The 12,790-nt window shown below is 53.9% G+C and carries 8 protein-coding genes; 5 read left to right on the forward strand and 3 right to left on the reverse strand.

Going from position 1 to position 12,790, the window contains the following annotated elements:
- Window positions 1-31 precede the first annotated feature (31 nt).
- On the forward strand, window positions 32-868 hold the full coding sequence (locus tag HCR00_RS00925) for a PHP domain-containing protein (RefSeq protein ID WP_167141971.1): 837 nt from the start codon (window positions 32-34) through the stop codon (window positions 866-868).
- Here HCR00_RS00925 and HCR00_RS00930 read toward each other — a convergent pair.
- The gene (locus tag HCR00_RS00930; protein WP_167141974.1) at window positions 849-2,246 is read right to left on the reverse strand and encodes a DEAD/DEAH box helicase; all 1,398 of its coding nucleotides are present in this window, start codon (window positions 2,244-2,246) and stop codon (window positions 849-851) included. The two genes, HCR00_RS00925 and HCR00_RS00930, sit on opposite strands and share 20 nt — an antisense overlap.
- A 145-nt stretch (window positions 2,247-2,391) precedes the next feature.
- On the opposite strand from HCR00_RS00930, the gene HCR00_RS00935 reads away from it, so the two are divergent.
- Both HCR00_RS00935 and rlmD read left to right on the forward strand, forming a co-directional pair.
- Window positions 2,392-3,108 carry a ferritin-like fold-containing protein gene (locus tag HCR00_RS00935; protein ID WP_166985005.1) on the forward strand — a complete coding sequence of 239 codons (717 nt, stop codon included), beginning with the start codon at window positions 2,392-2,394 and terminating at the stop codon, window positions 3,106-3,108.
- Between the two features lie 11 nt (window positions 3,109-3,119).
- The gene (rlmD, locus tag HCR00_RS00940; RefSeq protein WP_243854480.1) at window positions 3,120-4,304 is read left to right on the forward strand and encodes a 23S rRNA (uracil(1939)-C(5))-methyltransferase RlmD; all 1,185 of its coding nucleotides are present in this window, start codon (window positions 3,120-3,122) and stop codon (window positions 4,302-4,304) included.
- 15 nt (window positions 4,305-4,319) lie between these two features.
- Here the strand turns inward: rlmD and HCR00_RS00945 are convergent, their stop codons facing one another.
- A complete protein-coding gene (locus tag HCR00_RS00945; RefSeq protein ID WP_167141977.1) occupies window positions 4,320-4,544 on the reverse strand; it encodes a DUF3107 domain-containing protein in 225 nt (74 codons plus the stop codon).
- A 154-nt stretch (window positions 4,545-4,698) separates the two neighbouring features.
- Between HCR00_RS00945 and HCR00_RS00950 the strand changes: the two genes are divergently transcribed.
- Both HCR00_RS00950 and HCR00_RS00955 read left to right on the forward strand, forming a co-directional pair.
- Entirely contained in the window at window positions 4,699-7,845 is a 3,147-nt protein-coding gene (locus tag HCR00_RS00950; protein WP_167141980.1) for a PD-(D/E)XK nuclease family protein, read from the forward strand.
- Entirely contained in the window at window positions 7,835-11,617 is a 3,783-nt protein-coding gene (locus HCR00_RS00955; protein ID WP_167141984.1) for an ATP-dependent helicase, read from the forward strand. Before HCR00_RS00950 ends, HCR00_RS00955 begins: the two co-directional genes overlap by 11 nt.
- On the opposite strand, the gene HCR00_RS00960 is transcribed toward HCR00_RS00955, so the two are convergent.
- Complete coding sequence (locus tag HCR00_RS00960) at window positions 11,614-12,753, reverse strand: phosphotransferase (protein ID WP_166984997.1); 1,140 nt, start codon at window positions 12,751-12,753, stop codon at window positions 11,614-11,616. The genes HCR00_RS00955 and HCR00_RS00960 overlap by 4 nt on opposite strands.
- Window positions 12,754-12,790 lie beyond the last annotated feature (37 nt).

Genomic DNA, 12,790 nt, shown 5'->3' on the forward strand with positions numbered 1-12,790 from the left:
GAACTTCATAACGCACATTAAACTGAAAGCCGTGAGCCTTGAGCAGTACGACCTCCACACCCACTCCAGATACTCTGACGGCACAACAAGTGTGTCTGAAATTGCACGACTGGTAAAAGCGCAGGGCCTTAAAGGTTTCGCGCTCACCGATCATGACACAATGCGCGGCTGGGAAGAGGGGCGCAGCGCTGCGAGCGAACTGCAGTTAGATTTTGTTCCCGGAGTGGAGCTCACTACCAGACTGGGATCGCTCGGCGTGCACCTGCTGGGATACGGTTTTGACAGTGCGGATCCGCGGCTCACCCTAAGGCTCAGGCAGATTAGAGAGGCGCGCTCGCACCGCGCTGAGGAAATGGTGCAGCGCCTGGCGCAAGATTTTCCAATTGACTGGGAAGAGATTGTCGCTAACTCCTCTGAATCTATTGGGCGCCCACACATCGCTGATGCGCTTGTGCGGCAGGGGATTGTCAGAGATCGCGGCGCAGCGTTTGCGACGCTGCTCAGCCACACCAGCAAATACTACGTGCCTAACGATATGTTCGATACGGTCGAAGCCGTTGAGATTGTGACCGGGGCGGGTGGGGTTACAGTTGTTGCGCACCCGGCCGCGATCCGCAATGATGAGGTGCTTGATCGGCGAGAAATTGCGTTGCTCGTCGATGCGGGACTGCGGGGAATAGAGCTGCGGCACCCGGAAAACAATCCGCAGCACATTCCGGCTTTAGAGCAGATTGCCAAAGATATGGATCTGTTGATAACCGGCTCCAGCGACTTTCACGGCGCAGGCAAAGCAAACCGCATCGGTGATGAAACCACTGATGCGGCCACGGTTTACAAACTCCGTGAGGCTATGCGCTTTCCGAATTAGTGCGATTGCGGCGACGTGTCCTACGGCGTGTGCGCACCGGCTGTGCTGTTTTCTCGGCACCAGCTTTAGTGTCGGTCTCGGCGCTTGGTTGCCGGCGGCGCGTGCGCTGACGTGCGCGTTTCTCGTGCTGCTCGGCAGGATTTTTGTGAGAGCGTTTTGAAGACTGCCCAGCAGCGCTACCAGCGCGCCCAGCGGACGCTAACCGACCCTTGGTGCCGGAAGGAATATTCAGATCGGCAAAAAAGTGCGGGCTCGATGAGTATGTCTCTGGCGGTTCGGGAAGATTGAAGTTTAGCGCACTGTTAATAAGCGCCCACTTGTGCATATCTTCCCAGTCAATAAAAGTAACAGCGATGCCTGTGCTGCCAGCGCGACCGGTGCGCCCAACACGGTGCAGATAGGTTTTTTCATCATCTGGAACCGTGTGGTTAATCACATGCGTCACATCATTAACGTCGATGCCACGCGCTGCGACATCGGTGGCGATAAGAATATCTTTCTTGCCGGATTTAAACTCGGCCATCTGCCGCTCTCTTAGATCCTGGCGCAGATCACCGTGCACCGCGGCAGCTGGAAATCCTCTGTCTTTCAGCTCTTCCTGCAGTTTTGCGGCGGCACGCTTGGTGCGTGTGAAAATAACAGTCTTGCCGCGTCCCTCAGCCTGCAGAATGCGGCCGATCATCTCGTCTTTATCGAGTGCGTGTGCGCGATAGATTACGTGTTTAATGTTTGCCTGGGTTTCGCCCTCATCTGGATCGGTCGCTCGAATGTGGATCGGGCGGCGCATAAAGCGGCGCGCGAGCGCGACGATGGTGCCCGGCATTGTTGCCGAAAAGAGCATTGTGTGACGGTCGTGCGGGGTGAGCGAAAAAAGTTTTTCGATGTCTGCGAGGAAGCCTAAATCAAGCATCTTGTCAGCTTCATCGAGCACCATCTGGCTGATTTTGCTCAGGTCGAGCAGACGCTGCCCGGCAAGGTCGAGCAGGCGACCGGGGGTGCCGACAACAACCTGTGCACCCGCCTTCAGCTGTGCTATCTGCTCTGTGTATGCCTTACCGCCATAGATGGGCACTATTTTGGTGCTGCGTTTTTTTGCAGCGACTGTTAGATCTTCATAAACCTGCACTGCAAGCTCACGGGTTGGTACAACGACAAGCGCTTTCACACCCGGATCTGGGTTTGCGCCTAGACGCTGCAGCAGGGGGAGACCGAAACCGAATGTTTTACCGGTGCCGGTTTTTGCCTGTCCGATAATGTCCTGGCCCGAAATGGCAAGGGGGATAGTCTGTTCTTGAATCGGAAAGGCTTCTATGATTCCGGTGTCTGCTAAAGCACTGGCGAGATCGTCGTCGATGCCGAGTTCTGTGAATGTAGTCAAGATTCTGTTCCTGTTCTGCGGGGCGTCAAAACAGTCTTGACACCGGTTTTTCTGTCGCGGCGGCAGGAGCTCTGCACGAGAATTGACTCGCCCGCCCCCGTGATTGAATGCAATTAATTTGCATCGCAGCCGGTAAACTATCAGCGTGTTCGATTGGTTGCGCCGCCTTAAGAAGCCTACGGCATCTTCGCGTTCAATGCTTGGAAATAGCACTGAACCGGTCGTTCGTGTTGAAGTTGCAGAGTTTGCGCCGGGCATAATCCCGTATCTTGGGGTGGTTGCGATTGCACAGCTCGCGCTCTACGAGGCTGCAACACAGGCGGTGCTTGGCGCATCAAAGCTGGAAGCGAAAGAGGCGCTTGCCGAAATTGCTGCCGATGCTCTCGCAAAACATCAAGCTTTTGTGACTGAGCTGAGTCGTCGCGGTGAAGAACCGCATCAGGTGATGCGTCCATTTACTAACACAGTGAACCGTTTTCGCGCGCGTCTGGCAGTGCCCGACTGGCACCAACACGTGTTAAGCGTGTGGCTTGTCGGTGGTCTCTTTGATGGTTTCTTTGCCTCCCTCGCTGAGGGGCTAAATGATAACTACCGTAAAGAAGCAATTCGAGTGCTGCACGATGAAACCGGACGCGGCCGCCTGCAGCAGCTGCTTGGGCAGGAAATAGCGGCTGATCCGCGTCTGTCTGATCGTCTCGCACTGTGGGGGCGGCGCCTTGTCGGTGACACTCTACTGCTTGCGAGTGAGGTGCTGACACTGAGTGAGCGGCGTGAATTTGATCCGGCCGGTATGGAGCCGATTTTTACCGAAATTACCGCAGAACATATGCGGCGCATGGATTCACTGGGTCTAACCGCTTGAGCGCGCGAGATTTGCGTTTAACTGTTGCAGATAATTCTGCAGCACTTAGCAGCGAGATGCTGAACTGCGTTAAATATGACGCCGGTCTGTGCACCTCATGCACACAAATCCAGGTGCCGTATCATGAGCAGATTCTTTTGAAACAGCAGGCTGCCGCACAGCTGCTCGCAGAGGTAGCGGGGCAGCAGGGGTTTGAATGGCTGCCGCCGGCTAAAAGCGAACTTGCAGGTTTTCGCAACAAAGCGAAGTTTGTTGTGGGTGGCAGAGGCGGTGCTTTGACTCTCGGGCTTGTGCGGCCAGACGGAGCGCCGATAGATCTAACTGACTGCCCAATTCAAGATCCCAGAATCAATAGCGCCGCCAGCATTTTGCTAGAGTTTTTAAACAGCACCAGGCTTTCGCCATACAGCGTGACAGAAAAACGTGGCGAACTAAAGTTTGTGCTGGTGACGGTTTCACCTTTAGGGCAGCTGCTTGTACGTTTTGTTGTGCGGTCACTGCGCGCCGTGCGAAAACTTGCGGCACGGGCTAGCACGCTGCGTGAGTCACTGCCGGAAGCGGTGACTGTCACAGTTAATCTGCTGCCCGAACACAAAGCAGTGCTTGAGGGCGAAGAAGAATTGGTGCTCTGGGGTGCAGAGCTCGCAATGCAACTTGAAGATGTCACCCTCTATCTGCTGCCGCAGAGTTTTTTCCAGACGAACACTGAGGTCGCAATCTCGCTCTATCAGCAGGCGCAAGAGTGGGTAAAGCAGGTGGGGCCGCGCCGTGTTTTGGATTTATATTGCGGAGTCGGTGGCTTTAGTCTGTTTCTTGCGCCGGAGGCGGGCGAGGTGCAGGGAGTTGAGATCAGTGCGGCGGCGGTAAAAGCTGCCCGCAAAGCCGCGCGACGACAGCGCAGTAACGCTCGCTTTGTGGCCGCAGACGCAACAAAATACGCGCTGCAGTTGCCGCCTAATAAGCGACCGGATCTGCTTGTCGTTAATCCGCCACGCAGGGGAATTGGAACAGAGCTTGCGGACTGGATCAGAGAAAGCCCAGAAATAGAGTGGGTGGTTTACTCCAGTTGCAATCCGCGCTCACTCGCTGCAGACATTGCGCGTTTGAAAAATTTTCGGATCGAAAGCGCTCGGCTGTTTGATATGTTTGCCCACACCGCGCACGCTGAGGTGGCTGTGTTGCTGCAGCGACAGTAGTGTCGACTGCGGAAACTAGCTGATGAAGCCCACTTTGCGAGGCTGATCCGCACCGATTTCAACGTGTGTGATGGCTTCAACAACAATCACTATTTCGCGGCCCTTATCGTCCTTTAAAGATACGACTTTTTCACCGTTGTTTAGCGCGCTGGTGAGTTGATCCTTAATCGCAGCAGCTGATTCAGAGCTTTCAAAGCTGATAACTGACGGATTGTTGCGAATGCCTACGCGAATCTCCAATTTGTGCACACTTTCTGTAGTTGTCCTTTGTGGCTCTAGCCTAGCCAGCTGTGCTGAAAATTTAGGTGATTAGTGGCAAAAATTCGCTCAGAGCGCACCGGCTGTGACTTAAGGTCGTTATAAAGTTATATACCCCACAGGTAAGTTTGATGACATGCGAAATCATAAAGCTATGCACCTCGCTTTAGAGGCTGATACCCCGGTGCTATCGCCGCGGCATAACGTGCTGATTTCGGGTGCTGCTGGCACGGGCAAGAGCTCTTTTCTCTGGCGCTCGGCAGCGGCTGTGACACAACACTCTGTAGCTTTTTTAAGCCCGAGCAGGCAGGCCGCTGTTGTGCAGTTAAACAACTATCGTGCCGGTAAATATTTTGCAGACAGTGTGCGCCCGTCTGATATTAGAGCCGTCAACTCACTCGCTTTTCATGTGCTCGCATCAGACGCGGCGCGGCTAGATGCAACACCACCCCGGTTATTAAACGCGGGCGAGCAAGAAAATCTATTGCGCCTCGTGCTTGAATCTCAAATTAGGGCGGCAGATGCTGTGCACCCTCTGGCTGTGTTGCGAGAGTCTGCGCTGCTTTACTCACAACTGAGAGACTTTTGGGGCATTGTTGAAACTTACGGCGCAGATGCCGTGCAAGAAGTTTGCAAGCAAAGAGTCGATTCAAAAATATGGGAAAGCTGCCACACCGTTGTTGCGGAAGCGCAAAGGCGGGCAGCCAACGACAACGCCTACACCGCTGAAAGTTTGGTAAATGCCGCAGCACGGGTGCTGCAACAAAACTCCAGCGAGATTCCAGAGCTTATGATTGTCGACAATGCAGAGCAGCTCACAATTCCGATGGTGCGTTTTCTTCTGGCTTGTGTGGGCGCAGGTAAACGATTGTGGGTTGCCGGAGATGAGGCAGCAGAAACAACTCCGGCAAACGGTATCACTGCGAAGGCACTGCTGCTTTTTCGGGAAGCTCTGCCGCAAATCCCCGGTGTTGACTATCGTGAAATTGTGTGCAACAGGGCTCAGCACAGGCAGAGTGTAGAAGTAAGCGACTTTATCTCTAACCTGTTTCTGGCGCTTGCTGAACTGCGCAAAACAGCAGCTGCAAAGCATGATGTTTATGCAGCTCCCGAGTATCCAATCAAATCGTTTCTGAGTGATTCAAGCTCAGAGCTGTTTGATAGCTTGGCTCTCGATCTGCGTCAGCGCCGAGTTCTTGCTGCAGCGGGTCAAAACGTCACATGGGAAGAAATGCTCGTGGTTTGCCGGGATCGTGAGCATGTGGATCGCACTGTGGCGGCATTAAATTTGCGGCGCGTGCCCGCGCACTCAACCGGTGGCGGGGTGGTGCTGTCAGAAATTAGTGCGAGCAGGCACCTCTTAGAGATGATGCTGCTGTGCTATAGCGGGCGGTCTGCCTCTTGGGCTGAGGCGGCTGAGTGGCTTCGTGGGCCGCTGTTTAACCTACGTGAGAGTGAGATTCGGAAGATTCGGTCTGCGATGCTGGTCGCAGGGTGTGAGGCCAAAGGAAGCGCTTCAAAACCGGCTGTCACAGCGGTGCTTGAAGAGCTTCTTGCGAGCGCTAGCACTGGTGCAGACGATACTGCAATACCAGAAACGATAGAACCACAGTTTCGTAAACTCCTGACAACGCTGAGCCGCGCACGTCATGCGACAGAGCAGGGCACCGCCTCCCCGTCTCAAGTGTTTTGGGAGTTGTGGAATACTCTCAACCTGGCTGATAAGTTGCAGACGCAGGCCATCGAGGGTGGGCACCTAGAAAAGATGCACGCCAACCAGATTTTGGATGCGGTTGTGGCGCTGCAAAATGTGATCACACGCTATGAAGAGCAGTCGCAAACAAAAGATCCTGCAGCCTTTGTTGTTGAGCTGCTTTTTAGCGATGTGCCGCAGGATGTGCTCTCCACAGCACAGCATCGTAAGGGTGTGCGTGTTGCAACACCGCACGCTGTTATTGGCACCGAATTTAAACACGTGGCGCTGCTCGGGCTGCAGGAGGGCCTCTGGCCAAACCTGAGGCTACGCGGTTCACTGTTAGAGCTGCCGCAGCTCCTCGATCGTTTAGAAGCCGAGCGGTGGGGCACCCCGGCAGAGACCGATCCGACGGTGTTACGGGCGCTGCGCAGAAACCAACTTTTTGCAGAGGAGTTGGCGCTGTTGTATCTTGCTGCATCGCGCGCCAGCTGTTCTATAGCGGCTTTCGGGCTCGACAGTGAGACAGAGCCCCTGAGCGTGTTTTGGGGTTTCTTTGCCCCTTATTTAGCTGCTGGGAAAGAGCTTGGAAGCGACTCCCTAGAGGGGCAGGTTGCGTTTTTACGGTCGCGCCTCGAGTTAAATCCAGCAGACACGCTTGCTGCTTCGCAGATGGCTGCGCTGGCGGCTAACGGGGTTGTTGCAGCAAGACCTGAAAATTGGTTCGGGCTGCGTGAAAAATTAGAGAGCGATCCGCTCTATGCGACGCAAGAGGCGCTTCGGCTCAGCCCCTCAAAACTGCAAACTGCTGCAGAGTGCGCGGTTAACGCAGTAGTGCGTGATTTGACGGGCGACAAGCAGGGGAACAGATTTGCTGCGCACCGCGGCATGCTGGTGCATGAAATTGCTGAGCTGATTGTCGCCGGTGAAACCAATTTAGAACAGCTGAAAAATTTTATTGATAGAGCGTGGGAAGCGGTTGGTGCAGACGCTGCCCACCCTGAGTCAGAGCTTCTGATAACCAAGCATATGGCTGAGAATCTGCTCAAGCACAGTTCTGATTGGGAGACCGGTGAGACAAAAGCTGAGGCGGAGCTTTCGGGGGTCGTAAACCTCGACCTCGATAGGGAGAGCGTAGCTGTGCTTTTGCAGGGGCGCGCAGATTTGCTGCAACAGGCGACGGGCGCTGATGAGCCGGTGCAGCGCGTTATAGACATTAAGACGAGCAGAAGCGCGACGGAAATAGCGCGCGCTAAACTGCAGCTAGAGGCCTATTTATATCTGCTGCTGACGCAGGGCGCACCGCCTGCTGGCGAGTATGCAGCCGGTATTCTGCAACCGCATCCGTATGCTGAGAAAAATAATTTTCAAAAAGTTTCAGACGCTAACTTAGCGAGCAGCGAAGCTTTTATTAAACAGTTTGAAGATACTGTGCGAGACATTATCGCAAATCTGAAAGGGAGCACATTTCTAGCCGAGCCAGCGTCGCACTGTTCACGACACCTGCCAGGGGGTTTTACACACGCCTGCTCTGAGATGGTGGTGCCGCCGGTTAGCTTTCAAGCAAAGGAAAACGATCTTGACCGATAAATACCAAGTGTTTTCAGCCTTCGAGATAGCGCGTGCGCTCGGAAATTTTAGCGACTATTTTCGGCCCACCGAAGAGCAGACCGCAATTATTGAGCATCCTGTTTCTTCCGAGCACGGTAGACAGGTGTTGGTGTTAGCCGGTGCGGGGTCGGGTAAAACAGCGACGCTTGCGCAACGCGTAGTTTGGCTAATTGCGAACGGGCACGCACGCCCCAGTGAAATTTTAGGGCTCACGTTTACGAATAAAGCAACTAACGAGTTGCGGGCGCGGATCACAAAAAACGTGCTTGAGTTTTTTGATGCAGTGCTAAACCCTGTTAACTTTGCACACTTTACGCAGGAACAGATTGCGCACGCTGAGTCACTGCAGCAGACGGTCTCTTTTGACATAGAACGGCCGGAGATATCCAGCTACAACGCGTTTGCTAGCCGCATCGTGCACGAATACGGGCACTACACGGGCCGTAAAGTCGCCGCAATTATTGATGAGCCTATAGCTCTAAACCTCGCGCAGCAAGTGCTTGCAGAGGGCAGCAGAGAAGAGCTGCTAGCGCTTGAAGGTTTACGCTCAGACCTGCCACAGATTCTATTGCGCCTTGAAAATGAGATTGTTGACAACGGTTTTATACGGTGGAGTGACGACAGATTAAAGTTTCGGCAGACGCTTGAGACGGCTGTCTCTGACGGGTTTAGCACCGTGGCACGCAATGAGACAGCGCGACAGCTGTTCGTGAGAAATCTTATTAAGCAACTGGATAAAACCGATGCGCTGCTGCCCTTCGTTGCAAGATTGCGCAAACTGAAGCAAGAAAAGGGAATGATGCAGTTCTCTGATCAGGTTGCGCAGGCGATAGATATTTTGGTGCAGCCTGACTCAATCGCGCGAGCGGAGCTGAGAGACAGTTTTAAATTTGTGCTGCTTGATGAGGTGCAGGATACTTCCGCCGGTCAGACGCAAATGTTGCAGCACCTTTTCGCAGGCAAAAACATTATGGCGGTTGGTGATCCGCATCAGTCAATTTACGGTTGGCGCGGTGCCTCAGCCTCGGCTCTCACAAAATTCGGTGAGCACTTTGCTGAAGATCCTGCCAGTTTTGAGGTGCTTAATCTCAGTATTAGTTGGCGCAATGCCGCTCCGATACTGGAGGTCGCCAACCACACAGTGTCGCCTCTGCGGAAGGAGCTAGAGGTTAGAGGGGCATCTCTTAAGGGAGCTGATATTCGAGTGCAACCGCTGAGGCACCCTGACGAGGCTCTTGCTGAGAGGTCCGCTAACCGGCTGGCTGCTGAGAGTGAACTAGAAACAAGCACCGCAGGGGTGACGGTTGGGTTATTTGCCCACGATAGTGACGAGGTTGAGTTTATTGCGGATGAAATCCTGCGCATTAGAAGCAATGCCAGCGCAGATAAACAAAAAACTATTGCTGTCATTACCCGCAATCGTGGTGTGATGCCGACTGTCGAGCAGGCGCTGACGCGACGCGGGATTAAATCAGAAATTGTTGGCGGTGGTGGGCTTTTGAGCACACCTGAGATTACAGAAATTCAGGCGGTGCTGCGCTGCCTGGGAGACGCTGACGCAGGCGAATCACTGGTGCGGGTGCTGACCGGGCCGCGTTTTGAGGTGCCGCTGACAGACATCAGGGCCCTCAATGTATACGCACGTAAGCTTACGAAAGCAAACAGAGAAAACAGCTCCCTAGCGCAGACGGAGGGAAGCGAAGCTCTTAAATACAGTGTTGACGACATTGTTAGCAACATTGCTGCACTCTATGAGTTGCCGGTAAAACGACCTGCGGGGTGTGATTTTTCTAACCACGGATACGCTCGCCTGCAGGAAGCACAAGCGGTTTTTCAACGTCTGCACGGGTACGTTAACTCCGACATTACAACCCTCATCGAGCAGATAGTTCGCGAGATGCGGCTGTGGGTTGAGTTAGCGGCGCACCCTAAAAACCGGGAACAAACTGGCGCTCTGAAACCTCACACACACGGCAATATTTATGCGTTTACCGAGTATCTGCTTGGCTACCAGAGCACTACCGGAGACACATCAATTACCGGTTTGCTGCGCTGGCTGCGTGCATCACAGGCGGAGGATCGGGAGAGTCAGGCAGAGATTAAACCCAGCTTAGATACGGTGCAAATAATTACCGGACACGCGGCAAAAGGTCTTGAATGGGATGTTGTGTTTGCGCCGTTTCAATACCAAAGTGCATTCCCGGGAAAGGTGACACCAAAGCTCGGTTGGATGACAGAAGGTCGCTTAGACTACGCTTCTAGGCTAGACTCTGACGATCTGCCGCAAATAGATGTAAACGGAACACCCAGTGAGGTGCTGCAAAAAAGCGACCTGCCCGGTGAGCGGTTGCGAAAACAGCTTGATAGGCGTGTTGACTCATACAGTCTGCGCGAAGCTCTCGAAAAACTGCTTAAGAGTTTTCCAGCAGATGAAGCGCAAGTGTCAGAAAAAGACATAAAAAAACTTGATGCAGAGCGTGCGAAGCACTTCAGATGGCGAAAGCCGCCCTATGTTTCAGATGTTTTTCTCAGACACATTAATGATGAGCGCCGAATTGCATATGTGATGTACACCAGAGCAAAAGAGACGCTGTATATCACCAGCAGTTACTTTAGGGGAAACGGGAAGCGTGCTGAAAAGCCGAGTGTGTTTTTAACTGAGGCGCTGCATATTGTTGAAAATCATTTGGATCACAACATTAGCTCTCAAACACCCGTCAGCGCTGCAGCGCTTAAGCTTGTGAATGCCTCTCTGGTGCGCGAAAGCGGTGTGCCGTGTGCGGCGTGCGCAGCCTACGACAGCCGCGGTTTTGCCTCCCACGCCGAGTTTCAGCTCAGCGACGACGCGCTCCCAGAATACGCTGACACGAGCGACATCGAGGTGCCAAAGGAGAATCCGAAGGCTGAGACTGTGAGACAGTTTATCTCCTGGCCGCATGATGCATTGGGGGAGAGAAGACAGCAGGTAGAGGCTAGCGCTGCGGCGGTGCGAGAGCAGCTGACCCGCTTTGATACAGGCGATACTGCGGGGATAGTCGGGGCTGAGGTTTTAAGTGACTGGCAAAAATTACTGCTCTTAGAGCGAGAGACACACCAGTTAAAGCAGCCGACGCGGCCGGAATACCTCAACACGAGCGAGGTCGCTGATTTTCTAGACGATCCACAAAAACTGTTGCGTAACAAACTGCGGCCGATACCTGCAAGGCCTTTCAGCGCAACGGTTCTCGGCACGCAGTTTCATGAGTGGGTTGAGCGTCGACTCACATCAGCGGGGGCGAGTGCGCAAAAGCTGGCTCTGTTTGAAACCGTTCCCGACCCGCATCCGGGCGCAACCCTTGCAGAAAGCAGGGAACTTAACGAACTGATCCAAAAGTTTGAAGCATCTCGCTTCACGAGTCTAAAAGCGCTTGAGGTTGAGCAGGATTATGCAGCTTCGGTAGCAGGCGTGCCACTGCAGGCAAAAATTGACGCGGTATTTCTGATTTCAGAAGAACCAGAACGCTATGAGATTGTTGACTGGAAAACGGGTAAAGCGCCGGTTACTGACAGCGAGAAAGCACGAAGCCTAACACAGGTGGAAATCTATCGTGAACTATTCGCCGCCCACAATGCGCTCAATCTAGAGCAGGTGCGCGCAACTCTGTTCTACGTCAGAGAGGGGATAGAGATTTCTACCGCCAGCGCACCTAGCGGCCGGCAGCTGCACCGTCTGACTAAGGCGCTTGGAAAACTCGACGAGGTTATGAATTAAGCCTGATTCTGCTCAGAAGATTCCTGCTCTTCAGACTGTTGTGCAGGAGTTAACTCTTCGGGCAGCGGCTCAATGAAGTCAGTGTCTTGGTTAAAAACGCGATCATCGTCAAGACCGTCAAGAGCTGCAAGATCGTCAGTTGCGCTGCCGGTGCTTGCGGCAACAGCTGGGGTGCTGGAGATAACATCTTTTGCAAGCTGCTCGTTCGTTACCCGCCGCACTGGCGCTACTGTTGAGGTGGTAACTTTCTCTACCAGACCGTCAAGCAGCTCAACGGCATCATCGATAATCTCCTGATTGTGGGTCTCGATACCGTGCAGCAGCCATTTTGCCAGTTCTAATTCGTGGTAGAGCAGGGCGCGACGTGCGAGAGACTCCTGCGCCATATCGGTGCGCTCAGAGTAGCGTCGCACAACCTCTTCAAGCACACCGGCGGGTGCGCCGTACAACCAAGCAAAATCACGGGCGGGATCACCAACCTGGAGGCTGCCGAAACCGAGAATTCCGGTGACAGCGTTGTCGTGAACTAAAAACTGTGAGGCGTCTAAGGAGCCATGAATTGGTGTTGCCGCAAAATCCCAGAGCGCCTGCTCGCGGATAATGCCCAGCCAGTATTCTCTGATTGCGACAGGCAGCAACCCGCTTGCGCTTGCCCGCTCAACCAGACGCAAAGCGTTAGCTCGGCACTGTTCGTTATTGTTGACCGGCAGCCCGGCATCAGAGACCAGGTGCCCGGGCAGGCTGTGCAAAGCATCTAGGCAGGCGGCAATTGATGCCACTAGAAGGGCGTCAGGCGATAGATCGCCGACCGCAAATTTTGCGCCGCTGATAAAGGTTGAAACCACCGCGCGTGAATCCCCCGACCGGGTAACCCCTAACACTTCTGGCACAGCGAAGGGCAGCTGTGCGCGTGCACCACCGGTCAGCGCATTCTGCCCCAAAATAGCGGCCGAGAGCTCAGCGTTTGCGGTGTCGTTCATCGGGACACGTACAATCACTTCATTGTGATCTGTTGTGACAACAACAGAGGTGCACTCACCATCTTCATTAAGAGTGTGCTTGCGCGCAGCCACTGCGTTTAGATTCGCCACTGCGCTGGTTGCTAAAGCAGCTAAAATTAAAGGGGTGCTTGTCATAGTTTCCAGCGTAAACTGCCTTCCTGAGTGACCATCT

This window comes from Canibacter zhoujuaniae, from assembly GCF_011752005.1.
Taxonomy (GTDB): Bacteria; Actinomycetota; Actinomycetes; order Actinomycetales; family Microbacteriaceae; genus Canibacter; species Canibacter zhoujuaniae.

Bases quoted from the DNA above. Each gene is read 5' to 3' on its own strand.
- HCR00_RS00950 (WP_167141980.1), top strand. From the start codon at position 4,699: ATGCGAAATCATAAAGCTATGCACCTCGCTTTAGAGGCTGATACCCCG.
- HCR00_RS00960 (WP_166984997.1), bottom strand. From the start codon at position 12,753: ATGACAAGCACCCCTTTAATTTTAGCTGCTTTAGCAACCAGCGCAGTG.